Origin of the sequence: Sphingomonas faeni (assembly GCF_030817315.1) — a bacterium.
GTDB classification, from domain to species: domain Bacteria; phylum Pseudomonadota; class Alphaproteobacteria; order Sphingomonadales; family Sphingomonadaceae; genus Sphingomonas; species Sphingomonas faeni_C.
Genome location: NZ_JAUSZF010000001.1, coordinates 3,263,213 through 3,287,752, shown reverse-complemented (window position 1 = coordinate 3,287,752; position 24,540 = coordinate 3,263,213). Strand labels below are relative to the sequence as shown.

Here is a 24,540-nt window from a genome sequence, read left to right as displayed (position 1 = left end):
AAGTCATACGCGGACATGGGCCAACCGAGGCGAGAGCAGGTGAATGACCAGCAGCCCTATGACGTACACGCTGCCTGCGACCGCGAAGATGACGGCATAGCTTCCGGTCGTCTGCAGCATGTAGCCGACGAACTTGGCCATCAACATGCCGCCGATGGCGCCGGCGGTTCCGCCGATGCCGACGACCGATCCCACGGCCCCCTTGGGAAACATGTCCGATGGAATGGTATAGAGGTTAGCGGACCACGCCTGATGCGCCGCGGTAGCTAGACCCAGGATGGCGACCGCGCCCCACAGACTGGCGACGTACTGCACGAAGAAGATCGGCATCACCGCGATGGCGCACGCCAGCATCGTCAGCTTTCGGGCACGGTTCGCGGTCATCCCGCGCTTCATCAAGGTCGACGAGGTCCAGCCTCCCGCAACGCTTCCGAAATCCGAGATCAGGTAGATCACGACGAGCGGCGGACCGAAGCTGACCAGGTCGAGTCCGTACCTCTTCTGAAGGAAGTCGGGAGTCCAGAACAGGAAGAGCCACCAGATCGGATCGGTCAGGAACTTGCCGAGCGCGAAGGCCCATGTCTCGCGGTAACGCAGCAACCGCCCCCAGCCGATCTTCTCGACGGGATGCACGGGGTCGCTTTCGATGTGCGCCAATTCCGCGGGCGAAAGCGTCTTCACTTCGCGGGGACGGCGATAGATGGCGATCCATGCGACCAGCCAGATGAGACTGGCGGCGCCCGTGACGATGAAGGCCATGCGCCAGCCATAGGCAAGGGTGATCGCCGGAACGACGAGCGGCGTCACGACCGCCCCGATGTTCGCGCCGGCGTTGAACACGCCCGTGGCGAACGCGCGCTCCCGGGCCGGAAACCATTCCGACACCGCCTTGATACCGGAAGGGAAGTTGCCGCTTTCGCCGACACCCAGGATGGCACGCGCGATCGAGAACTGCGTCGCCGTGTTCACGAACCCGCACAGCGTATGGCCCACGGTCCAGATCACGAAGGCGATCGAATAGCCGATGCGGGCACCGGCGACGTCGACGATCCGGCCGAAGCTGAGGTATCCAACCGCGTAGGCCGCCTGAAACCAGAATATGACGTCCGCATAGGTCGTCTCGGACCAGCCGAGATCGGCCGAGATGGTCGACTTCAGGACCCCGATCATCTGCCGGTCGACATAGTTGATCGCAGTCGCTGCGAAAAGAAGGCTGCAGATCAGCCACCGGTACCGGCCCATGCGCGCGGCGGCGTCCTCGGGTCTGATGATGTCGGTCATGATCTACGGTCCCGGTCCGTCGACGTCGCCGCGACGATCCGGCATCTCAGCCGATCAGGGCCGAACGTCGCCTCCACGCTGTCACCGACGGACACCTGATGGACGCCGGTGACCGCGCCGGTCGAAATCCACTGCCCCTTCGAAAGGGGGACCCTTCGCGAAGCGGCGAGCGAGGCGAGGAACCGCACTGCGCCCCACGGCCCGTCGAGCATGGTCGCAGTGGTCGCCGAGCCGATCTCCTGTCCGTTCACGAGCATAGTCACGGAGATCGTGTCGAGGTCGATCGAGCGCCAGCTTGCCAGTTCTGGACCGACGAGGAGGCCATGGTTGTTGCCGAAGTCCGAAGCCGTGACCGCGGGCCCGAGCCCGTTGATCGCGGTCAGGGGCGAACTCGCGATCTCGATACCGATCGCGACGCGATCGACGAGTTCTCTCGCCTCCTCCATCGTCCAGTCGCGCTTGTCCGGATCCGGCGATGATCCCAACCGCAGCAGGAACTCGGCCTCCACGGCGGCGAAGCCCTGGCCGATCACGGGCATCGCCGCGATGGAGCCGTCTAACGCCTCGACGATGGAGGAGGCGAAGATCGGCCCGGCAAGCCGGTCGGCACCGAACTGGCTGTCGAAGGGGGCGTTGATGCGCCCCAGCTTCCAGCCCCCGATCGGCTGCCCCTGCAAGGCGATCGCGCGATCCTGGATCCGATAGGCGTCCTCGAGCGAGGTCGGCACCTCGCCGGGATACGCATCGAAGCCCCTCGCCTGCCGTCTTGCCTCGACGAAGCTGCCTGCGATGCGCTCTTGCCGAGCTGCGACGTCTTCCGCTTCCACTGCACTCTCCTTGATCATGACGTTGCGTTCGCCGCGCGCGGCACGGCGGCCGACACGGGTTTCGACGGCGTTTGCGGATGTAGTCCGAGCTGGAGCAGTTCAGCGGACATGGTATCCGCTGCCGCTCGTCCAGAGGATGGGTTGCCGAACCGGGAAGTTCCGCACGATCTCCGGGTCCGTTGGATCGGGCTCGAGCGTTCGCCACAGCGCGATCCAATCAGCGCGGTCTAGGGCGAGCCCGCCGAATAGCAGACTGGGTTGGCGCACCGGCAGCGCGCCGAAATGCTCGACGTCGGGGGGATAAGGCCAGAGACCCTTGTCCCGGATGAAGGGCGCCATGAAGCCTATCGCGTCGGCGACCGAGCCACCGCCCCGTCCGGCGGCGGTCCACAGGGTGCTCGAAGCCGGTGAAAGTATCTGGCAGGCGGCCGCGAGGACATCGAGGTTGAAGAGCGAGTAGCTGTATGGCTTCGTGCGGGACAATTCGCGCGGCTGTCGCCCTCCGGCGGCGATCTGGTCGGGAACGATCACCGTCCGGAGACGGGTTCTCAGATCGGCGAGCGTGTCTGCGTCGGCGAGCAGGGTGGCGAACGCGGCGCACTGCAGCAACCAGCACGTGCCGTGATTGTTCTTCTGATCACGTTCCTCGATGCCGGCAGGGGACGTCGTGAGCCACGAGAGATAACCGCGGAACCAGGTGGCGACGCCTGCGATCGTCCGTGCATCGTAGCCCGGCGCCTGCATCTGCGCGAGCATCGTCGCCGCCCGCGCCACCTCGACGATCTGAAGCGTATCGATGATGCCGATGGCCCGGCCCGTGTCCCGTCCGATGATCGCCTGCGCATGGGCCAGATCAGGCGTCATCCGGGTCTCGGGGTCGACGAACCACGCGCGCAGATGCTCCGCGGCGGCGCGCGCGTACCGCGCCTGGCCGGTCAGCCGCCACGCCGTCGCAAGCGCCGGCATGCGGACGCCGAATGCGATGAGCGCGTTCCGGTGCCCGTCGAACTTGGCAGGGTTGGAGAAGCCGTCCCGCCTCACGTAGGGGCCGCCCGGATTAGCGGGATCGGGCCACCAATAGTCCGCCTCGGAATAATAGTCGTGCACGCCGCCCGGACTGCGGAGCGCCGGTATCGAGGTGAGCGTGCGGGGGGCCTCATGCAGGTAGGCGCTGGCCGCGCGAACCACCCGCGCATGCTCGATGCGTTGCAGATCCAGTCGTTCGGCGAACGCCGAGATCGGCGTGATCAACGCCGCGGATGCCGCGATCATGAGCGAGCGGCGATCGATCATGGCTCGGCGGCGAGGTTTGAAACTATCGCCGAACCCTGCTGGCTCCGATCATCCAAAGGATCAACGGACAATTGGGGCATGAGACCGGTATTCCAGCGCGGCCGGATAGTCGTCGACGGTGCGCGGATAGCTTTCAGGGCCCCAAGCCCAGGAAGCTCTCGTAAGAAGCCCGTCCAGTTCCTTCGGTTCGAGCCGGATCTCCTTGTAGGGCCATTTCTCCAGCTGACCGCGGTAGGACGCCAGGTAGTCGGTCGCCTTCCGCAGACCGCGTCCTTCGGCGTCCTTGTACCCCCACAGGTCCTTTCCGAGACATGCGGCCATCTCCGCCACGTCGTACGCGGGCGTCAGGGCGTAGATCGAATAATGGAAGCTTCGCGTCCTGGCGGTTTCCGCCGGCAGGCGTCCATCGACGTCCATCTGGGCTGAAATACGACGGGCGGCGAATTGATCGACGACCTTGCGTGCCACGTCGGGGCGGCGGGCGAACAACGCATACTGGGTTATCTGGCTGTCGAACCAGATCCCGTGGTTGTTCTTGGCCGCCTGCTCCGCCCGCCCGTTGGGGCTGGTGAGCATCCAGTCGACGTAGCGACCGAACCATCGTTCGAGTGCCTTCTGCTCGTCCGTCGTGATCGCCTTGGACGGGGCGAGCAGGCCGACGGCATCGACGACGGACTGGAACGCGCTCGTATCGAGGACGCCTTCGGCTCTTCCATCCTCCCGACCGCGCACCGCCTGGGCGAAGTTGGCGTTCGGGTTCATCGCGGTGGCCGGATCGAGAAACCATGTGCGGATCAACAGCGCCGCCTTCTTCGCGTATCGGATGTCGTCGCTGTAGTAGTAGGCCAAGGCGAGCACCCGGACGTCGCCGCTCAGGAGCCCGATCGCGGTCCGATCATAGCTGTTGGTATCGCGCGCCGGGTTGATCACGCCGTCGCGGCGGACGTAGGGGCCTTGCGGGTTCGTCGGATCCGGCCACCAATAGGGGGCGATGCTCAGATAGTCGTGCCGGTCCCCGGACGGCGGAAGGGTCGTCTTGTCGGTGACGGCGCCGGGACGACGGAGCAACGCGGCGTCGGCCTGCTTCAGCAGTTGCCGGTAGGCCGCGGATACCGATGGGTCGGTATCCCGGACCGCCTTGATCGCGATCAGTTGGTCGGGCTTCAGGAAGAAGGTCCGACGGCCGCCGAACGCGGGTGCGTAGCCTTCCACGCCGCTGCAGATCGGCCGGGACGGCCGAGGCGTCGGCGAAAAAGCCGCCGCCGCGCACGAGAGCGCAGCGGCGATAGACGCCAGAACCGAGGGGAGAACGGTCCGGACAATTCGCATCACATGCGAACCCTGAAGCCGACGAAATACTGGGTCCCGCTGTTGGAGACTTCCGCAATGCTGTCTCCACCACCCTTGTAGAAGATGTCCTTCGTGCCCGTCAGATTGAGGGCCTGCGCCTTCAGCTGCACGCTGTCGGTCAGGTTGTACTGGGCCGACAGGTTCACGAAGTCGGATCCGCGAACCGAACGGTTCGTCCCGCCGTTCGGTTTGTAGTAGTCGGACCGATACCGGTACGAGGCACGGATCGAGAAGCCGTACTTCTCGTAGTAGACGGAACCGCTCGCCGTCCATTTCGAAAGACCGATGAGGTTGGCCGGGTCCAGATACGGCGCGAGCGTGGACGTGTCGGGATATTCGAAGTTCGCAAACGCGCGGTTGGCGGACGCTTGGATGCCGAACCCGTCAAGCGGCGACGGCAGCCAGGTGAAGGCGTGGCTACCCTGCACTTCGACGCCGTACAGGTTGCGCGTCTTCGGATCGTTCGCGGGCGCTGTCGGATTGATCGTAAGATCGACTGTCTGGCGTGGACCACCGTTCGTGATGGTCGTGACCGTGATGGGCGTCGGGATCGACTGGTTGGCGCCAATCACGGCCCCCTCTACCCATTTGTAGTAGCCCGCGACCGCCAGCAGCGTATCCTTGGAGGCATAGAGCTCCAGCGAGACGTCGGCGTTCCACGCGCGCAGCGGCTTCAGGTTGGGATTGCCGGTAGTCGAATTGAAGATGATGTTGTTAACGCCCGTGCCGGTCGACGGATTGAGGTTGATGCCCGCACCGAAGCTTTCGATTCCGGAGCGGGATATCGCTCGATATCCGGCCAGCCGGAGCTTGAGCTCGTTCGACAGTTCGAACGCGAGGTTCGAACTAGGCAGGAAGTAGTTGTACTTGCCCTTGGCCGTGTTCGACGTGAGTGCGCCAGTCGGATCCACCGCGACGGTGTAGTTGTCGGATCCGGTATCGACGGTGACCAGATAGGCCTGACGGAACCCCTTCGAAACGATATCGGTCTTGATCCACCGGAGCCCGAGATTGCCGCTGAACGGAATGGACCCCAGATCGGACTTGAAGCTGGTCATCGCATACGCTGCGTAGATCCGCTCACGGACATCGATGTCGCTCGGATCGCGGCCGTCGGCCGGGTACGGCAGCGCGTCATCGCTTCCGGTGAATGTCCGGAAGAGGCATTCGTTGTCGAACGTCGCCCACTGGTTCAGGTTGGTCTCGCCGCTGAAATAGGAGCGGGTGGTGAACGGAGCCCTGCAGTTCTGGTTCGCGGCCGTGATGAGCTGCGCCGGCGTCTGCCCGTTGATCGGGACCAACGTCGCGAGATCGCTGTTGCGGGCGTTGTCGTTGGTGCGCTGGTGGTTGGAGATGCGCCCGCCGACCTTGATCTGATTGAAGAAACCGTCGAAGTCGCGTGAGACGTCCGCCCGACCCGCCCAGATCTTGTCGCGCCGGTCGGTGACGAACCGGTTTCGGGCATAGACCGACGTGGCGGTCGCGGAGAGGAAGCTGGCGGGATCCGTCACGTCGAAGCCGTTTCCGAAGGTCACGTCCGGCACGATGTTATCGCCGACGTACGTCAGGGTGTAGGGAACGCGTGTCGTCGAGCGCATTCTGGTCTGCCGCTGCGTCTCCGTGCGTTGGGAGTCGGAATAGGATCCATCGACGGAGAAGGTCCAACGGTCCGGACGCCATATCAGGTTGAGGCCACCACCATAGTACTTCTCGGTCCGTTCCCGACGCTCGAGCTGGTCCTCGATGTTCGAGTTGCCGCTGTAGCTGATCAAAGCGCCCTTCGAGTAGCCGTTCGTTCCGTCGCCGATGATCAACGGCTTCACGCCGCGCAGACCCTCCGCGATCGCAAGGACGTTGCGCTTCTCCAAGCTTGCGCGGTTTGAGAACTGTCCGTCGATCGCGACCTCGAACGTCGAGGACGGCCGCCACTGCAAGGCGCCGATGACGGCGTCGCGGACCTCGGCGGTCTGCTGCGTCCGAAAGCTTCGCGACGAGTTAGCGTAGTATACGGGTCCTATAGTCTCTCCCGCCAGGACCGGTGTCTGCCCGGTCGCAGGCGCGATCGACCGCGGACCGGTCGCCAGCGTGCAGTTCGCGCCAGCCCCCGCCGTGATCAGCGCACCGGCCGTTCCCGTGATAAGGGAAGAGTTGTTCGCCGAGGTGTTGCACGCCTGGAACGTGGCGTTCGCGTTGTAGTAGTCCTCCGGCGCGGTCGTGTCCTGCCGCTGGTAGCCGATGCTGATGCCGATGTCGCCGATGCCGGTCTTGAACTGGTCGGTGTACGAGATGTTCGCACGGTAGCCGAGGCCGTCATCCTGGTAGACGTCGTCGGACTTCGGCTGGAAGTCCGCTCGGACCTCGGCCTGCAAGCGACGCTTGCCGTAGTCGAGCGGCTTCAGCGAGCGAAGTTCGATGATGCCGCCGACGCCGCCTTCGAGGAAGTCCGCCTGCTGGGTCTTGTAGACGAGGACGCCGTTGACGAGTTCGGACGGGAACTGCTGGAATGCGACGGAACGGTCGCCGCCCGCGGTCGAGACTTCGCGTCCGTTGAAGGTCGCGAAGCTTAGCGTGGGGCCGAGACCCCGAACGGAGATCTCGTTGGCGTTGCCCTTGAAGCGGTCGGCCGACACGCCTGCGAGCCGCTCGAGGGTGTCGCCCACGGAATTGTCCGGCGTGGAGCCGATCTCGTCGCTGACGAGCCCATCGACGACAACGCTCGAATTCCGCTTCAACTCGATCGAGGTCCTCTGCGTCGCCCGCGCGCCCGTCACGACGATGTCACCGGTCGTTGCGCCGACCTCGGCCGCCGCCTGCGCGATGGGGTCCGTTGCGGGGCTGGCGATATCCGTCGTCTGCGCGCGGGTGGGGTCGAGCGCACCACCCTCCGGCTGAACGGGGTTGCTCTGGACGGAGGGGGACGCCGCACTGCTCCCGGCGGGCGACGACTGCGCCGCCGCCGGGTCCTGCGCGGACGCGTTCTGGACAGCTCCGAGGGCAGCACTGGAGAGGACCGACCATGCGGTCGTCATCAGCAGCGCGGAGTAGGCGCACCGGTGAATACGTGATTGCTTCATTCAAGCTTCCTCCCTGTTTCCGCCGCACCTCATCGAGGTTGCGTGGCCCGGTTGTTACCGGTGTCATGCGACTCACCTAACACAACAAAGCAGCCTGTCAATAGTTGTATGACAACGCCCAGCTCAGGTCCGTGGAGGCGCTGGGTACCGCCATGACGACGCCGCACTCGACGAGCGATCGGAAGGCGCCGGTCGTGGATCGGTAGGGCTGTTTCGCCACGTCGCGGGTCTCGCATTTGCCGTAGCCTCGCGTGTCCATGCGCTTAACCTCGCCCGTGCCGAAGGTGACCGCCTCGGCGGATCGGGCGACCGCACCCGAGGAGAAGCTCGCGAAAGCCATGTCGATTCTAGCGATCTTCGTGGCACCCTTCACTGAGAGGGAGTCGGTGCGCGTGATGCTCCCGGGGGCGAGGCGGTACTTCGTGACGATCGTGGCACGAGGGTCCGCAATCGCGTCATTCCCGCCCATCCTGTCGAGGGCGTCCTGCCGCCACGTCACTTCGGTCACGGGCCCGCGCGTCGTCACCCGCACGTCCTTGAACCAGGCCAACGGCATGAGCACGCTGCCGTCGGTCAGGGTGATCCGGGGCAGCAGGAGCGGATAGTCGGCGTCCGCCGACCCCTGCAGCATGCCCGGAGAGAACGGCACCGGAAAGTACGGGTTGTGCATGTGCTGTCCTTCCGCTCCGTTGATTATCGGCAGGCCGATCACCGTGCTCCCGTCGCGGATGGTCACGACCGCGCGGTCGTGGTCACCGCGGGCGAACCAGGTGGTCGTCGACTTCGGAAGGGTCTTGAGCCAGCTTTCGTAGCCAGCGTCGGGCGCGCGTCCGCGGTACCCCAGATCGCTCCAGATCGCGTCGGTGTAGATGTACTGTCGCGCAAGACTGAGGTTCTCGCCGAATATGCGGTGCTTTCCGCGGTACGCATCCGTCCTCCGGCCCTGATCCCACAGATCGACAGACCCGGTGGCCGGATCGACCCAGAAGTCCATGTACCTGGCAGCGATCCGCGAGGAGAACGCGTAGGCCATCCGCTCCTCGGTCGGCGTCAGCACCTTCAACCGCGCCGCAGCGGTGAGGACCTCGAGGAACGCGGTCTCGCCGTACGTGCCGATGCTGCGGCCGTATTCCCAGCCCTCCCCCCGCATGTTGAACCGGGGCAGCATGAGGTCGACGGAACGGCGCAGCCACCCCTTCACTTCCGGGGTGGGCTCCATCCCGGTCTCGACCAGGCGTTGCGCGATTTCGCCGATCAGAAGGACGCTGTACCGGTCGAAACGTCCCTTGCCTGCGGTCTCGTCCGCGAAGCCGTACTTGCCCGAGTAGCGGCGATAGTGGTCGAGCGTGCGCTCGAGCAGCCTTTCGCTTCCCTTCTCGTCCTCCCAGCCCATCAGGAAGCGGAGTCGTGCTATAGAGAACGCCACCCCGTAGTAGTTGTTGGGAAGGTCGACCAACGAGAGGTCGGACCTGACGAACCTGTGCCAGTCCAGTCTCGCCTTGACGAGCGCGAGCGTCGCAGGCGACACCGCGTCCTCCAGCAGTCCAGCCTGCTTCAGACGGTACAGCGCCGACACGTAGTAGTAGATGCCCCACGTGTCGTTCGGGTCGCCGACGGTGAGGTCCGCGATCGTCGCGAAGTCCTTGAGACGCTGAGGAAGGCGAGGGTCGCCTTTGGGCAGGTCCAGCACCCGGTACGACATGGCCGCCGCGATCTTGCCCGGCAGGAACTTGTCGCCGCTCTTGAAGACCTCGACGCCGCCCAGCTTCATGCTCCGCTTGTCGCGAAGCAATTGGGTCAGCAGCCGCTCCATCTGCGGCATCAGCCGTCGCTCGACCGTATCGTGCATCGCGGGGGCCGTGGCGTACATCGGTCCGTGCGGGCGCCAGGTCCAGTCCGACGCCACGGCGCCTGGCTCGGGTGCGGCGGAAGCGAGCAGCGGAAGAACGAGTGCGACGCGGAGGTTGCGTAGGGTCATCTTGCGGCTCCATGCCTGGAAAGATCGTATAGGGCCGTTCCTGCGAGAATGTAGGCGCCGGCGCCGTAGAACTGGGTGTCGGACGCCGCGACGCTGTCGGGTCGGTCGCTGACCTGCTGCACCCAGCCCAGCATGCCGTCACGCTGGACGCTGCGTTCGAGCGCGCCCCAGCCGCGGATCGCCGCCTGCCTGTAGGTCTTGGCGTCGAGGATTCCGACGTCGACACCCCAGGCGAACGCGTAGGTGAAGAACGCGGTGCCGCTCGTCTCGGGCGGCGTGTCCGCCCCGTTGTCGAGCAGCGAAGGTGCCCAGTATCCGTCGGGCTTCTGCAGTCCGACGATCCGCGAGGCCATGTCACGGAACAGGCCGACGTAGTACGCTCTTTGCGGATCGGTTTCCGGAAGTTCGCCTATTATGCGGACGAGACCCGCCATGACCCATCCGTTCCCGCGGCTCCAGAAGAGCTTGTGACCCTTCGCATCGCGCCGCTCGAAGAAGCGGCTGTCACGGAAGAACAGGCGTTCCCTACGGTCGTAGAGGTAGTCGGTGGTCGCGCGGAACTCCTCGTGTGCGAACCGGGCGTACCGTCGGTCCCCGGTTACGCGGGAGAACCGCAACAGCGTCGGCGGCGCCATGAACAGGGCGTCGGCCCAGCACCACCGCTGCGTGCAGACCGGATCGCCGCGTCCGCTCGGATTAGGGCGGAACTCCAACTCGCCGACCGGCCGGTTGGCAAGGACCGCGTCGAAATAGGCCTTCGTCGGAACGAGCGCGCCGCCCCCGGCGCCATGCGCCGCCGCCCAGATCCAAGCCTGCGCGATCAGCTGGTCGTCGGCGTGGAAGGGCTTGTCGCCGAGCCGCCAGCGCTGAGCGCGTCCCAGTTCGACGATCGCCCGGGCATACGCGGGATCGCGGGACCGATCCGCCAGTTCCGTCAGCGCGACCCAGAAGGTCGCCTGCTGCCAGTCCCGGGGATCGCGTACGCTGCGCGACGCCGCCGGCATGTGCTCGAACGTATCTTTGTGATCGAGCTGCCACGTCGCCACCCGCTCGGTCGACTTCAGGATGGCGGCAGGATCGGGCATCTGCGGCGAGGGCGTCGCTGGGACCGTCATGACGAAGGCGGCGGATAGGAGCACGTTCAGGAGCATGGTTCGCCTTGGCTGGGCTGGAGTGATATCGAGGAGATGGACAGACGCATCTCGCCGCTGGTCGTCATCGCGAACGGCGCTGTGGCCTTGTGCAGATCAGCCCCGATCAAGCACGAGAGAGGCATGGAGAAGGTCGTCCAGCCGCGCCCGGCAAGCCGCGTCAGCGCCGCGGTGACGTCGCGCTTGCCGACGCAGCCCTGCCCGCACCGCATTTCCAAGGACGTCGGAGCAGTCGGAGCTCGGTCTACTCGAAGAGTCAACGTGACGGTCGGCGACTGTGGTCCAAGGTCCTGGGGCCGTAGGTTTGCTACCAGGAGCGTCCCCCGTGATCTGCCGCTCCAGACGATCTCCCTGGCGTCCTCCTGCCGCTCGCGATCAACTGGCCGCACCGCGACGGAACCGTTGTTCCCCGAGCCGGTCACGGTCTGCGGGCTGTCGTTCGCGCCGTCGATCTGCAGGAGGCGTCCGCCAGTCGCGCGGCCGTCTGCAAAGAGCGGACCGACCGCCACGGGCGGACTCTCGTCCACGCCTGATCGCTCGGAAAGAACCTTCCAGGCATGCCGACCCGGCTTCAGCCCGAAGCCGAAGGGAAATAGTGGTGCATAGCCGGTGTCGCCGGAATTGAGCGGCGCCCCGCCGGCCTGCGCCGGCCAGGAGAAGGAAAGTCGACCGGTGAGCATACGGCGGCCGTAAAGGACGTCCGCGATGCCGCCGCCCTCCGATCCGGGCAGCCAGCCGGCCACGAAGGCATCTGCGGCGTTGAGGTGCCGGTTCACCCATAGCGGCCTTCCGGAGAGGAACACCGCTACGACGGGCACGCCCTCGGACTTGAGGCGGCGCATCGTCGCGAGAGCGCCGTGCGCGTCGTCGAACAACAGGTCGGCACGATCCCCCTGGAACTCCGCATAGGGGTCTTCACCGAACACGACGATCGCGACGTCCGGTTTGATGGCGTATTCGCCCGTTCGAGACAGTTCGGCGTCACCGCCCCCGTAACGCGCTACTTCGCGGATGCCCGCGAAGATCGATTGGGCGTGGGGGAAGTGCTCCGGGTGGGTGCCGGTACCCTGCCATGTCAGCGTCCAGCCGCCCGACTGCTTCGCTACGCTGTCCGCGCCATCGCCTGTGACCAGCACCCGTCCGCCGCGCCGGATCGGCAGAACCCCGGTATCCTTCAGCAGGACCATGGACTTGGCGACCGCTTCTCGCGCCAGCGCGCGGTGCGCGGCGCCGCCGAGAAGTTCGTAATGGCCTGCCAGCGGGCGCGAGGATGGCGCACCCGCTTCGAAGAGGCCTGCCCGCATCTTGACGCGAAGGATGCGACGGACGGCGTCGTCGAGACGCGTCATCGGAATCGCTCCTGAGCGCGCGGCGTCCAGCGTGGAATTGAAGAGTGCCTTCCAGCCCGTCGGGGCCATGAACATGTCGAGCCCCGCGCTCATGGATTGGGGGCACTTCACCGCTGTGCAACCCGCGACTTTCGCATGTCCGTCCCAGTCGCCGACTACGAACCCGTCGAACCCCCAGTGCCGCTTCAGCACGCCGGTCAGAAGGTCGTGGCTGCCGTGCATCTTCGTGCCGCGCCAGCTCGAGAAGCTGGCCATCACCGATTGGACGCCGGCGTTGATCGCGGCCACGTAGGCCGGCGCGTGGATACGGATGAGAGACGCCTCATCGGCATCAGCATCCCCTCGGTCGCGCCCGCCGGCGGTCCCTCCGTCGGCGATGAAATGCTTTGCCGTGGCGATGACGTGGCCGTTGCGCAGCCAATCCCGCGCCCCGCGCCTGCCCTGAAGTCCCGTGACGTAGCTCTTGGCGTAGGAGGCGACGACGGACGGGTCTTCCGAGAAGCTCTCGTACGTCCGCCCCAGCGATCGTCCCGGGCCACGGCGATCGTCGGTGCGAATGTCCAGTCGAGCCCGGTGACGCGCAACTCCTGGGCGGTGGCCGCGCCGATCCGTTCGATCAGCGCGGGGTCCCGCGCAGCGCCGAGACCGATGTTGTGGGGAAAGAGGGTGGCGCCGACGATGTTGTTGTGACCGTGCACGGCGTCGCTGCCCCACATGACCGGTATGCGCGGCAGTTTGCCGTTCGGCCGCATGGACGCGGCATAGTAGGCGTCGGCCGCGGCGAGCCAACTCGATGCGGGGCCGAACTCGTCACCTCCCGGCGACGAGCTTCCCCCATTCAGGATCGATCCCAGATGATACGTCGCGACGTCTTCCGGGGTCGTGCTCGCGATGTCGCCCTGAATGGTCTGCCCGACCTTCTGCTCCAGTGACATTCGTTCGAGCATAAGCGCGACACGCATCTCTATCGCCGCTTCCGACTGCCGGAGAGTCGTTTCCGGCCAGAGTTCGGCATGTACGCGCCCAACTTCGTCAGCGCCGGGAGTCGCCATCGCGACGGCGGCCGCGCACGTCATGGCGCATGCAGCGGTGGCGACGAAACTGCCCCTCAAATCCTTCTCCTTCGATCAGGCCATTGCCTTGACACCGGTGGCATACCTCTTTCCTTTCTAGGGGGATGTCAATAAGGTTGTCACACAACTAGGGCGTCCGGGGAGAAGGTGAATTGTCGGAGATCGCAAGTTTATGGGGGATCCCGACGTCTCACGACCGCAATTTCGTGACGTTACCGGTCGAGCCCACAGCATATCTGCGTGTGAACCGGCTGGAGGGCGGGTTGCTTTGGAGCTGGTGAGCACCGAGCGGCCGGTGAGGCTCGCGGACGCAAGGACGAGCGCCGCGCTTGCGGCTGCCAACCCGACGATCAGCGATGTCGCGCGTCTTGCCGGCGTATCGAAGAAGACCGTCAGCCGGGTCATCAACGACTCGCCGCAACTCAGGATCGAGACGCGCAAGCGGATCGAACTCGTCATCGCCGAACTTGGATACGTTCCGAATCTGCAGGCTCGGAGTTTGGCAACGGGCCGCAATTCTCTCATCGGTCTCATCCACGACAATCCGAACTCGCAGATGATTCTGGGGGTGCAGCAGGGCATACTGGAGGCGATCCGGGAAACGGACTTCGCCTTGGTGATCCGCCCGGTCGACCGGGGATCGCCCGGAATGATGGACGACGTCCGGCGGTTTCTCGATCGGCAGCGGCTCTATGGCGTGATGCTCCTACCGCCCATCTCGGAGAACGACGAACTGGCCCAACACTGCGCGGAACTGGGTTGCCGCTACGTGCGGATGGGATCGGCCCCTCTCGACGATGACGCGCACTCGGTATCCTCGAACGATGCCGAGGCGGTCGCGGAGGCTACGCGCCACCTGATCGGGCTCGGCCATCGGCGCATAGGGCTCATCGCAGGTCCGCACGGCTTCCGCTCGGCGGCGGAGCGCCGCGTTGGCTTTCTCGCAGCGTTGGCGGAAGCGGGGGTGACGCTCCCGCCCGGTATGACCGTCCGAGGCGACTACCGGTTCGATTCGGGGATCGCGGCGGCAAGTCGGCTGCTGGACCAGATGCCGCCGCCCACAGCCATTTTGGCCTGCAACGACGAGATGGCGGCCGGCGCGCTCCATGCTGCGCGTCAGCGGAACCTCACGGTGCCGCGAGATCTGTCCATAGTTGGATTCGACGACACGTCGACCGCGGCGCACGTGTGGCCCCCGCTCACCACGGTGCGATGGCCCATACAGGCGATGGGCCGTTCCGCAGCGAGGAAGCTTCTCGCTGGCAGCGAACCGCGGATGGACGGGGTGACTCAGCCCTCAGTCCTGCCGTCGGAACTCGTCATGCGCGCCTCCGTCGGACCTCCCGCCATGTCTTGATCGCGATCCTGCAGGTCCGGTCCGCAAGTCGTCCTGCGGGTCGGCTACGCGAGGACGACGTCCCATTCCCGCCGCCCCGCGGCAGATCATCGGAGCCTTTCATGTACGAACGCACCTACTACGCCACGCACCCTGACATGATGGAGTGCGTCTCCAACGACGAGCTGCGCGACCGCTATTTGATCCAGGACCTGTTCCGCGACGGCGAGTGCGTGCTGAACTACACGCATGCCGAACGCTTCGTGATCGGCGGCGTCGCGGTCGCCAGCGGTAGCGTCAAGCTGCCCGACCAGACCGAGCCGGCATCGGCGGCGGGTCACCCGTTCCTCGAACGTCGCGAGCTCGCGGTCGTCAACGTCGGCAAGGTCGGCGGCACCGTGACGGTCGATGGCGAGACGTTCGCGCTCGGCAACAAGGACTGCCTGTACGTGACGATGGGCGCGAAGGACGTGCAGTTCTCCGGCGACGGCGCACGCTTCTATCTGGCGTCGTGCCCGGCGCACAAGGCGTTCACGACGCGCGTGATCTCGGTCGGCGATGCGACCACGCTGGAGCGCGGCAGCCTCGAGGAGTCGAACGAGCGGACGATCTATCAGATGGTCATCCCTGGTATCTGCGACAGCGCGCAGCTCGTCATGGGGCTTACGGTGCTGAAGCCGGGCTCGGTCTGGAACACGATGCCGCCGCACATCCATGAGCGTCGCAGCGAGATCTATTTCTATTTCGAGCTCGACGATCTCGAGAAGGACCGCGTGTTTCACTACATGGGCGAAGGCGAGGCGACCCGCCACATCGTCATGGCGAACGAGGAAGCGGTGATCAGCCCACCCTGGTCGATCCACATGGGCTCGGGGACCAAGGCGTACGCGTTCATCTGGGCGATGGCCGGCGAGAACCAGGATTATACCGACATGAACGTCCTCGACATTTGTCAGCTGGCATGATGTTCGACCTATCCGGCAAGGTGGCCATCGTGACCGGGGCGAACACGGGCATTGGGCAGGCGATCGCCTTCGCGCTGGCGGAGGCCGGTGCCGATATCGCCGCGGTCGGTCGCACGCCGGCGGTGGAGACGGTGGAGAAGGTCCGCGCGCTCGGCCGAAGGGCGGAGGTCGTGTCAGCCGACCTCTCGACGATCGAGCCGGTCCAGCGGGTCGTCGACGAGACCGTCGGAAAACTCGGCGGACTCGATATCCTGATTAACAACGCCGGCATCATCCGCCGCGCCGACGCTGTCGACTTCACCGAGCAGGACTGGGATGCCGTGGTGGACACCAATCTCAAGTCCGTGTTCTTTCTCTGCCAGGCGGCGGGGCGACACATGATCGGACAGGGATCGGGCAAGATCGTCAACATCGCCTCGATGCTCACGTTCCAAGGCGGCATCCGTGTGCCGAGCTACACGGCGTCGAAGTCCGGCATCGGTGGCCTCACCAAGCTTCTGGCGAACGAGTGGGCCGCGAAGGGTGTCAACGTCAACGCGATCGCGCCGGGATACATCGCGACCAACAATACCGCTGCGTTGCAGGCCGACGAAGTGCGCAACAAGTCGATCATGGACCGGATTCCAACGGGCAAATGGGGCGATGCGTCTGACCTCGGTGGCGCCGCCGTATTCCTGTCCTCGGCGGCTGCGAACTATGTCCAAGGACATATCCTCGCCGTCGACGGCGGCTGGCTGGCCCGCTGATGGCTTGGCGTCCCGCGCGGCTTGCGCTGGTCATGCCCAACCCTCCGCGATCCGTTCCGGTCGACGGATCCCCCCGAGCCAATCGGGTGCCCCGGTTCGGCAGCCGACTTCGATGTCCGGCGCTAAAGGAGAGACAAGCATGCAATTCAAACAGGCATTCGCCCTCGCCCTGTCCCTGCTTCCCGTCGCCGTCCTCGCGCGCGATGAGAAATCGGAGAAGCGAGGTACGCTTGCGCCGGTTCTCGACCGGACGAGGCGAGCGGCAGTGGTCTTCGCTCCCTATCGATACGGCGACATCCTGTGGGAGAACGATCGGACTGCCCATCGGATCTATGGCCGACCGCTCGAAAAGGCCGAACCGCCCTCGAGTTCGGGGATCGACGCGTGGGGGAAGAACGTCCGGTGGCCATTCATGGACCGCCAGCTTCGGACCGGCGACCAGCACTCCGACCACGGCGAAGGGGTCGACTTCTACAACGTCCACAGCTTCCGCGGCGCTGGCGGCCTGGGCATCTGGTACGACAACAAGCTCTGGGTCTCCCGGAACTACGCCAGGTACCGGATAATCGATGACGGTCCCGTTACGGCTTCCTTTAGCGTCGATTACGATCGCTGGCCCGTGGACGTGGTGCGAAACGTATGGGAGACGCGCCGCTTCACGCTTCCAGCCGGCACGAACTTCACGCGAATGGTCTCGACGCTCAAGTCCGACAAGCCGGGCGACCTCGTCGTCGGCATCGGGATCTCGAAGCACCCGACCGACGAGACGAAGCGCGGCACCTTCACCGTGGACCGGGCCGCCGGACGCCTGACCTGGTGGGGGCCTACCAATCCGACGAAGGGGACGATGGGCGTCGCCCTGCTGGTCGATCCCACGGCGATCGTCGACGTGACGGCCGACGCGGACAACTATCTCGTACTGCTCCGCGCAAGTCCCGGCAAACCGTTCGTCTACTACATGGGCGCAGCGTGGGATCGCGGTCTGGACGTCCACTCCCAACAGGACTGGCTGGCGATGGTCCGAGCTGCGAAGACGGACTTCCGCCCCTAGATCAGAAGTTGTATTACAACCATTGACATCCTTTGGGGAAGGAGGATGATCCACCCGTTACCTTCGCCAACCTGCGAGGGACACGACCCGGGTAACCCGGGCGTAATGGGAGGATGCGATGAAGAAGCCTAGCTTGCTGGCGTGCGCCGCCGTGTACGCCGTTGCCTGCACGCAACTGGCGCAAGCCCAGCAGTCAGGTACTCCGGCGGACGCTGCGTCGGGCGACGCCGGGTCCCCCTCCCCAAGCGCTCCGAGCGCTGCGTTGGAAGACATCGTAGTCACTGCGAACAAGCGGTCGCAGAGCATCCAGGACGTACCCGCCTCCGTGCTCGCGATCACGTCGGCGGGACTTGAACGGGCGAACGTACGGGATTTCGATGATCTCGTCCGGACGGCACCGTCGCTGACCATCACGAAGACGAGCCAGCCGGCCAACAACAGCATCAACATCCGCGGCATCGGGACCTATGCGTACAGCATCTCCACGCAGCCCAGTGTCGTCGTGGTAGTAGACGACATCCCCCAGGCCTTCCAGGCCGCGGCGTTCACTGCGCTCGCCGACGTCGCGCAGATCGAGGTTCTGCGAGGACCTCAGAGCACCTTGTTCGGAAAGGCGGCGTCGGCGGGGGCAATCAACATCACGACGCTGGCTCCGACCGACCGGCTTTCGGCGCGAGCCGAGACGTTCTTCACCGACGACGGCGAACAGCGGTATCAGGGCAGCATCTCCGGTCCGCTGACCTCCACGTTGAAGGCGCGCCTTTCCGGCAGCTACAGCAAGTATCGAGGGACCATTTTCAACACGTTCACCGGCAACTGGCTCAACGGCCAGTCGGACGTTCTGCTTCGCGGCAAGCTACTTTGGGAACCGGAATCGAACGCCTCGATCATCGCATCGCCCTACTATGTCCGCACGAAATCGACCTGTTGTGCGCCGGCGCAGTATCAGCTCAGCCCGGGCGTCACCTTCGCTCGCGGACGCATCGACCAGAACGTCATCCTCGCAGGGATCGTGCCATCCTCTCAGAACCGCCTCACACGGCTCGACATCGATTCGAAGGGGAGTTCCACAGACTACGGCACCGGCGTGAAGGCCGCGTATTCGTTCGATGGCGGCCCGACGATCGCGTCGATCAGTTCGATCGACCGCTACAAGCTGGTCGATCTTCAGGATACGGACTCCAGCGCCTTCGACTTCCGTACGGTTGCCCCGGCTGCACCGGCGGGCGGATCGGCGAACGGCGGGTTCTTCAAGGTTACGACTTTCACCGAGGAGCTTCGCCTCACGTCGCCCGACCGGGGCCGCCTGCGCTACGTCGCGGGATTGTTCTACAGCGACACGCGGTCGCTCCGCGACTACGTGCGCGGATCCAACTCCTTGGGCGACTTCAACGGATTGCCGTCGCTGCCCTCGACGAACAGCATCGCCTATTCGAGCTATCTCGCGAGGTCGGCGCAGCAGACCTATGCCGCGTTCGGGCAAGCCACGTACGACCTGACGCGACGGCTTTCGCTGACCGGCGGTCTTCGGGTCCATCGGGAGGACGTCCGATACAGCTTCGTCGATCGAGGAACCGGCGTGCGCTACGGATACCCGCGGTGTTCGACGACGAGCGGGACCGCCGGTCTCGCGATCTCGACGTGTGACCAGGACACGGTCGTGACCGGCAAGGCCGCGATCCAATTCCGGCCGACCGAGAGCGTGATGGTGTTCGCGGACTATGCGCGCGGCTACAAGGGCTTGGCATACGACCTGACGAGCACCTACACCGTGCGTACGCCGTTGGCGTCGGGCCCGTTGAAGGGCGTACCGGTCGCCGACGCCGTTGCGGCTAGGCAACCGGTGCCAGCAGAACACGGCGACAGCTTCGAAGTCGGCCTGAAATCCACGTTCCTCGACAATCGGCTGACGTTCAACCTCACGGGGTTCTACGAGGCGTTCTACGGTTTCCAAGCGCAGAGTCGCGACGACACGACAGGCCAGAACATATTGAACAGCCTTGGCAAGGTGACGTCGCACGGCATCGAGGTGGAGGCAGCCGCCAGACCGTCAACCGCGCTGACGGTGAACCTCTACGGCGCATACACCGTGGCGAAAATGGACCGCTTCATCAACGCGACATGCTTCCCGCAGCAGACCGTAGCGCAAGGATGCCTCGGAGGCGTACAGGACCTGTCGGGACGGACGCTACCGAACTCACCCCGGTGGAATCTCTCGGGCAATGCGCAGTATGATCGGCCTCTAACGGACGACATCACCGGGTTTCTTCAGTCCAGCGTCCACTATCAGTCAGGCGTCGTGTTCAGCCTGCTTCAGGATCCGGATTCCAAACAGCGCGGGTACACGCTGGTGAACATCGGTGCAGGCGTCCGAAGCGGTCCTTTCAAGGTGACGCTGTTCGTCAACAACGTATTCGACCGCGATTACGTTCTGACCAAGGGACGGGACGGTGTCTGGAACTACGGTGTAACCGCCTCTCCCTCCACTCTCGCCGTCAGCTACAAGCCTGGAAGAGATAGCCAGCGCTACTTCGGCATACGAAGCGGATTTACGTTCTGAGCGCAACGTTGGCGACGGCCCGAACTCAGCGGGCCGATTGCGTCGCCCCCCCCCGAAAGAGGTGGCTGGCGCCCCCCCTTTCGGGTGGTAAGGTAGTTGAATGAAAGTGACGAAAGCCGCCACGCTCGCGGACGATCTAGTTCGGCAGTTCGAGAGTCAGATCGAGTCTGGCGCGTTGCTGCCTGGCGGGCGCTTCCCCACCGAGAAGCAGATAACCGAGGATTTCGGCGTCAGCCGGACGGTGGTTCGCGAGGCGTTCGCACGCTTGGCCGCCCGCGGCTTGCTGGAATCTCGCCGCGGCTCCGGAGCGTTCGTGGCGGACGCCGCGAACTATCGCGCCTTCCAGGTGACGCCCGAGGAGGTCGAGGCGATCGAGGACGTGCTCAAGCTGCTTGAAATGCGGATGGGCTTCGAAAGCGAGATGGCGGAACTCGCCGCCAAGCGGCGGTCGGACAGCCACCTGGCCGCGATGCGCGACGCCCTTTCCGCCATGGAGCAGAGTTCGGATGTTGATGGTTCGGTTCTGGCCGACGCGGCGTTCCACGCCGCGATAGCCCATGCGACGGGCAACGATTATTTCGCGCGCTTCACTTCGTTCCTCGGCGTACGCCTGATCCCCTCACGCAGACTGTACCTCCAGGCTGACGATCCCCTTGCCCACAAGGCCTACGCCCGGACGATCAACAAGGACCACGAGGCGATCTACGCGGCCATCGAGGCCGGCGACCCGTCGCGGGCGCGCCGAGCGGCACGTATGCACATGCAGAAGAGTTTTGAGCGCTACGACGCCCTATCCAAGAGGGCGTGACGAACGCCAGGGTGTGCCCCACCCGTCGGCGAGTGCTGAGCCATGCCGGCAAGGACGCTGCTTGAGCGGGTGGCGGCCCCGGTAGACAAGAGCCGGCACCTCCCGGCAGCGCGACAGGCCCGCTCGCGTTCGCTGTCCTTCGCCGCAAGCGTAAGATACCTGCAACCTCAACCGGCATTCGATCACGCGCTGTGCAGGCCGGGCCCTCTTTCCGAGGTAAAGCTGGCATGGGCGAGAGGGCCCCGCCGCGTGTCCAGTATTGTGTCCGGTATCAGGAGATCCCGCCATAACGCACGGCCGACGTCGCACAGGACATAGCCGCGTCGGTCGGTCATGGCTTTCAGTTTTGGATCCTGGGCACGTGACGAGCGGGTGCCGCCGACGTCCCGGCCGAGCGCGGGCCTGGTCGATCTCGATCACGTCGGTGGCTTCGGGCAGGCTGTCGATCACCCAGCCAAGTGCCATCGCACTCTGCGGCCGACAGATACGGCCTAGCCAATCTCCTTGCGCCCTCAGCGTGTCAGACAACTCCGGCGCCTGTCTAAACGGGCGCGATCGGCTTCGAGCGCGAACTCACGACGAGTGCGGGGATGATCAAGCGGACCTCGGTTCCCTTCCAGACCCCCGAACGGATCCAGAGCCTGGCACCGAGTTGCTTCGCCCGCTCCCGCATTCCTATCAGACCAAAGTGGCCTGATCGACCTCCGGCCTTCAGGACGTCCTCCGGTATTCCGACGCCATCGTCCCGGATCGAGAGCGTCATGCTGAACCGATTGAACGTGAGAGCGACCGTGACGGCCGAAGCGCTCGCGTGACGACGGATGTTGAAGAGCGCCTCGCCGACGATGCCGCCTACCTCGGCGACGACATCGTGTTCCACGGACCGGACCCTACCCTTGATCGTGAAGTTGATCCTGACGTCGGGCGGGAAGTCCTGCCGTTCTATGAGAGCGAGGACGATTCCTTCCAAATCGCTGGAGTCGACCGCCCGGAGAGCGCTAACCCGGTCACGACCATCGATCAGCACGTCGTCCGCAAGATTCATGGCATCTTCAAGTTCACGTCTGACACGGTCGTCGCCCACCGACTGCGCGGCGATATGAAACCGCAGCATCAGGCCGTGGATGCCTTGCAGAAGCGTGTCGTGCAGCTCCCGCGCGATCCGCTCCCGTTCATTGGTACGCTCGGCCACCCGGATGCGCATTCGGCGCGTGAGGTTGCGAACCCGCAAATCCAGCAAGAACCAGAGTAGAAGGGCGGCGAGGATGAAGCACAAGACCTGGAACAGGGCGGACTGCAGGAAGGTAGGCGGGATCATTATCCTGAGTTCGACGCCCTGCCTGTTCCAGATGCCCTTGTCGTTCGAGGCGATCACCCTGAACCGGTAGCTGCCCGGACCTAGATTCGTGTAGAATGCCTCTCTTCGGGAACCGGGATCCACCCAATCGGCATCGACTCCCGCCAACTTGTAACGGAAACGGACGCGGCTCGGCACGGACAGGCTCAAAGCCGTATAGCTGATCGACAGGTTCCGGGTTCCCGCGGGCAGATCGACCGATCGCGGATCCGGATATCGGCGGCCGTTTGCGGTCAGGCCGCGGATGAGGACGCTGGGTGGCCGCGGATTCGAGATCAATCTCCGCGGGTCGACGCGAACGGCGTTCTGCCGGGTCATGAACCAGATCCTCCCATCCTCGGCGACGGCGGCCTGAGCGCCCTCCTCGCCCGTCGGGTGGCTGGACAGACCGTCCTCTGGTCCGAGGGTGAGGTGCGGCAGGGCGGTATGGGGGTGATCGAACGCCGCTTCGAACCGAGCCGAAGCGACACGATGGACGCCCTTGTTGTTGAGCATCCAGGTTTCGCCGTCCTTGGTCTGCACGAGTCCTCGCACGCCGCGCAGCCAAGGGTATTCGTCTATCGACAGTCGCCGGAACTCGTGGCCGTTCCAGAGGGCCATCCCCGTACCGCCCGCGACCAGCAGACCGAAATCCATCGGGAACACGCCGGTCAGTCCGCTCACGCCGATGGTGTCACCGTCCAGATACCGGGCGGCACCGTCGGCGGAGACGAGCAGCAGGGCACGGTTGCTGAACATCACGACCGGGTTTCCCGCACGGTCGATGATGATGTCCTTCGGACGTTGCCCCATCCGAGGAAGCGCAAAGCGCCGCCACGTGCCGCGATCGAGAACGAGAACTCCGGCATTCGGTTGCGCGAGCCAGAGCCGGCCTGAGCGATCGACGCCACACCCCGTGACGGGCTCGGGTCCCGGAACGACCTCGTTGACTATCATACGCCCGCCGCGAAACCTTATCATACGACGGGCCACGGCCATCCAGATCCCGCCGGAAGGGTCTGAGCAGAGTGCACTCGGCTGCTTCGCGGCCGTCACGGCAACGGGGTCCCCGCCCGCATCGGTGCGGTAGAGCGTCTTCCCGCTGGCGACGTAGATCGCGCCGCTCGGGTCGACGGCCATCTTGTAGCCGCGCGGAGACGTCTGCGGCGGCAGCCTGACCTGTTCGACATCGGCCTTACGGAATTGATCGAGGCCGTTCTCCGTGGCCGCCCAGATGTTGTTCTCGCGGTCCTGCAGGATCGCGACGGCCTGGTTGGACGTCATGCCGTCGTTGGTACGAAAACGTTGGATCGCCGCGCGCCCCGGCTGTGTGCGCCCCGGTGAGTCGATCCGGAACAGCCCATCGGTGTAGGTCGATCCCCACAGGGCTCCGTCGCGAGCGAACAGCAAGGCGACGCGGCTGACCGGAGCCAGCGCGGAATAGAAGACCGGCTTGCGTGGACGGCGATGTCCATGCGGATAGTCGGCGACCATGCGGGTTCCGAAGGGGCCTGAAATCCAGATGTCGCCCCGGCGGTCCTGGGCGAACCCCGCCCCGTCCGTCAGTTTCTCGCCGGTATCTTCGAACCGGAACGCGCCTGATCTCAGGAAGAAGAGGTGCTTCGCGGTGGCGACCCAGACGGTGCCATCCTTAGCCACGAACACGGACCAGATCGTTTCGGAAGGAAGTCCCCAGTTCTGTCCCAGACGCTGCCAGCTGCCTCGCCAGAGACGATACAGCGCACCGGGCTCTCGGCCGCCGATGGCGAATATCGCGCCGTCGCCGTCTTCGGCGAAGCTGGTGACCTCGCCCGGGGCGCTGGGCATTGAGGCACGTATCAAGTGTCCGTTCCTATAGACCTCGACGCCACCTCGGCCAGCATATCCTACGAACAGTTTGCCATTACGGGTAACGAAGACCGCCGTGACGGGGATCGCCCCCGAAGGATGACCGGTCGCAGGAGGTATCCTTTCGAAGGTGACGCCATCGAAACGGTAGAGGCCTTCATATGTGCCGAGCCACAGATACCCGTCCGGTGTCTGAGCCAGAGCGGATACCATGCCGGGAACTCCGTCGGCCGTGGTCCAACTGCTGTGGGTGATTTGCGGTTGCGCATCGGCCTTGGTAACCGTCGAGTACCCACCGAGCAGGAAGATGAGCGCGAAGACCATAGAACAGGACACGTTCGCTACCGAACGCCACTGCCGGCTTTGATCTGTCCCTTCGTTCATCGACGTCCGCTAATGTTCGAAAATGCCGTTGGCCGGGTTCCATCGTAGAGGAATGGCATCGGTCACCGTTCCAACTCTATCAGTCGACACGATAAATCGGAAACTCGAATGCATAACTTTCTCGTTGGTG

General features: G+C 64.8%; 15 protein-coding genes and 1 pseudogene. 6 read left to right on the top strand and 10 right to left on the bottom strand.

What is annotated here, in order from left to right; translation table 11 throughout:
* Positions 1–3 precede the first annotated feature (3 nt).
* From QFZ54_RS15340 to QFZ54_RS15300, 9 genes and pseudogenes are all read right to left on the bottom strand, one after another.
* Positions 4–1,281, bottom strand: coding sequence for an MFS transporter (locus QFZ54_RS15340; RefSeq protein ID WP_307088495.1), 1,278 nt, complete (start codon positions 1,279–1,281; stop codon positions 4–6).
* Entirely contained in the window at positions 1,278–2,108 is an 831-nt protein-coding gene (locus QFZ54_RS15335) for a 2-keto-4-pentenoate hydratase (RefSeq protein WP_307088493.1), read from the bottom strand. The genes QFZ54_RS15340 and QFZ54_RS15335 overlap by 4 nt, the downstream gene beginning before the upstream one ends.
* 99 nt (positions 2,109–2,207) lie before the next feature.
* Positions 2,208–3,401 (bottom strand): alginate lyase family protein, encoded by a 1,194-nt coding sequence (locus QFZ54_RS15330; RefSeq protein ID WP_307088491.1) that lies wholly within the window; start codon positions 3,399–3,401, stop codon positions 2,208–2,210.
* 60 nt (positions 3,402–3,461) lie between these two features.
* On the bottom strand, positions 3,462–4,730 hold the full coding sequence (locus QFZ54_RS15325; RefSeq protein WP_307089503.1) for an alginate lyase family protein: 1,269 nt from the start codon (positions 4,728–4,730) through the stop codon (positions 3,462–3,464).
* Complete coding sequence (locus QFZ54_RS15320) at positions 4,730–7,825, bottom strand: TonB-dependent receptor (RefSeq protein WP_307088489.1); 3,096 nt, start codon at positions 7,823–7,825, stop codon at positions 4,730–4,732. Before QFZ54_RS15320 ends, QFZ54_RS15325 begins: the two co-directional genes overlap by 1 nt.
* Positions 7,826–7,922: 97 nt before the next feature.
* Positions 7,923–9,803 (bottom strand): hypothetical protein, encoded by a 1,881-nt coding sequence (locus QFZ54_RS15315; protein WP_307088487.1) that lies wholly within the window; start codon positions 9,801–9,803, stop codon positions 7,923–7,925.
* Positions 9,800–10,954: a glycoside hydrolase family 88/105 protein gene (locus QFZ54_RS15310; RefSeq protein WP_307088485.1), complete on the bottom strand. Its 1,155-nt coding sequence runs from the start codon at positions 10,952–10,954 to the stop codon at positions 9,800–9,802. The genes QFZ54_RS15315 and QFZ54_RS15310 overlap by 4 nt, the downstream gene beginning before the upstream one ends.
* Positions 10,945–12,141, bottom strand: a complete 1,197-nt coding sequence (locus QFZ54_RS15305; RefSeq protein WP_307089501.1) for a glycoside hydrolase family 3 C-terminal domain-containing protein — start codon at positions 12,139–12,141, stop codon at positions 10,945–10,947. Before QFZ54_RS15305 ends, QFZ54_RS15310 begins: the two co-directional genes overlap by 10 nt.
* A 180-nt stretch (positions 12,142–12,321) precedes the next feature.
* Positions 12,322–13,238, bottom strand: a pseudogene (locus QFZ54_RS15300) (glycoside hydrolase family 3 protein); the annotation flags it as partial.
* 433 nt (positions 13,239–13,671) lie between these two features.
* Between QFZ54_RS15300 and QFZ54_RS15295 the strand changes: the two are divergent.
* From QFZ54_RS15295 to QFZ54_RS15270, 6 genes are all read left to right on the top strand, one after another.
* Positions 13,672–14,733 carry a LacI family DNA-binding transcriptional regulator gene (locus QFZ54_RS15295; RefSeq protein WP_307089500.1) on the top strand — a complete coding sequence of 354 codons (1,062 nt, stop codon included), beginning with the start codon at positions 13,672–13,674 and terminating at the stop codon, positions 14,731–14,733.
* A gap of 101 nt (positions 14,734–14,834) precedes the next feature.
* Positions 14,835–15,677 (top strand): 5-dehydro-4-deoxy-D-glucuronate isomerase, encoded by an 843-nt coding sequence (gene kduI, locus QFZ54_RS15290; RefSeq protein WP_307088484.1) that lies wholly within the window; start codon positions 14,835–14,837, stop codon positions 15,675–15,677.
* Positions 15,677–16,423 (top strand): 2-dehydro-3-deoxy-D-gluconate 5-dehydrogenase KduD, encoded by a 747-nt coding sequence (gene kduD, locus QFZ54_RS15285; RefSeq protein ID WP_307089497.1) that lies wholly within the window; start codon positions 15,677–15,679, stop codon positions 16,421–16,423. Before kduI ends, kduD begins: the two co-directional genes overlap by 1 nt.
* A gap of 139 nt (positions 16,424–16,562) precedes the next feature.
* Positions 16,563–17,474 carry a DUF4861 family protein gene (locus QFZ54_RS15280; RefSeq protein ID WP_307088482.1) on the top strand — a complete coding sequence of 304 codons (912 nt, stop codon included), beginning with the start codon at positions 16,563–16,565 and terminating at the stop codon, positions 17,472–17,474.
* A 118-nt stretch (positions 17,475–17,592) separates the two neighbouring features.
* Positions 17,593–20,034: a TonB-dependent receptor gene (locus QFZ54_RS15275; RefSeq protein WP_307088480.1), complete on the top strand. Its 2,442-nt coding sequence runs from the start codon at positions 17,593–17,595 to the stop codon at positions 20,032–20,034.
* A 100-nt stretch (positions 20,035–20,134) separates the two neighbouring features.
* Complete coding sequence (locus tag QFZ54_RS15270) at positions 20,135–20,842, top strand: FadR/GntR family transcriptional regulator (RefSeq protein ID WP_307088477.1); 708 nt, start codon at positions 20,135–20,137, stop codon at positions 20,840–20,842.
* A 541-nt stretch (positions 20,843–21,383) separates the two neighbouring features.
* Here QFZ54_RS15270 and QFZ54_RS15265 read toward each other — a convergent pair.
* On the bottom strand, positions 21,384–24,350 hold the full coding sequence (locus QFZ54_RS15265) for a sensor histidine kinase (RefSeq protein WP_307088474.1): 2,967 nt from the start codon (positions 24,348–24,350) through the stop codon (positions 21,384–21,386).
* Positions 24,351–24,540: the final 190 nt, after the last annotated feature.

What these genes read in the sequence shown, in the direction of transcription:
- QFZ54_RS15315 (WP_307088487.1), bottom strand. Translation starts at nt 9,803, where the DNA reads ATGACCCTACGCAACCTCCGCGTCGCACTCGTTCTTCCGCTGCTCGCT.
- QFZ54_RS15275 (WP_307088480.1), top strand. Translation starts at nt 17,593, where the DNA reads ATGAAGAAGCCTAGCTTGCTGGCGTGCGCCGCCGTGTACGCCGTTGCC.
- QFZ54_RS15310 (WP_307088485.1), bottom strand. Translation starts at nt 10,954, where the DNA reads ATGCTCCTGAACGTGCTCCTATCCGCCGCCTTCGTCATGACGGTCCCA.
- QFZ54_RS15320 (WP_307088489.1), bottom strand. Translation starts at nt 7,825, where the DNA reads ATGAAGCAATCACGTATTCACCGGTGCGCCTACTCCGCGCTGCTGATG.
- QFZ54_RS15330 (WP_307088491.1), bottom strand. Translation starts at nt 3,401, where the DNA reads ATGATCGATCGCCGCTCGCTCATGATCGCGGCATCCGCGGCGTTGATC.
- QFZ54_RS15280 (WP_307088482.1), top strand. Translation starts at nt 16,563, where the DNA reads ATGCAATTCAAACAGGCATTCGCCCTCGCCCTGTCCCTGCTTCCCGTC.
- QFZ54_RS15325 (WP_307089503.1), bottom strand. Translation starts at nt 4,730, where the DNA reads ATGCGAATTGTCCGGACCGTTCTCCCCTCGGTTCTGGCGTCTATCGCC.
- QFZ54_RS15305 (WP_307089501.1), bottom strand. Translation starts at nt 12,141, where the DNA reads ATGGTCCTGCTGAAGGATACCGGGGTTCTGCCGATCCGGCGCGGCGGA.
- kduD (WP_307089497.1), top strand. Translation starts at nt 15,677, where the DNA reads ATGTTCGACCTATCCGGCAAGGTGGCCATCGTGACCGGGGCGAACACG.
- QFZ54_RS15270 (WP_307088477.1), top strand. Translation starts at nt 20,135, where the DNA reads ATGAAAGTGACGAAAGCCGCCACGCTCGCGGACGATCTAGTTCGGCAG.
- QFZ54_RS15265 (WP_307088474.1), bottom strand. Translation starts at nt 24,350, where the DNA reads ATGGTCTTCGCGCTCATCTTCCTGCTCGGTGGGTACTCGACGGTTACC.
- QFZ54_RS15340 (WP_307088495.1), bottom strand. Translation starts at nt 1,281, where the DNA reads ATGACCGACATCATCAGACCCGAGGACGCCGCCGCGCGCATGGGCCGG.
- kduI (WP_307088484.1), top strand. Translation starts at nt 14,835, where the DNA reads ATGTACGAACGCACCTACTACGCCACGCACCCTGACATGATGGAGTGC.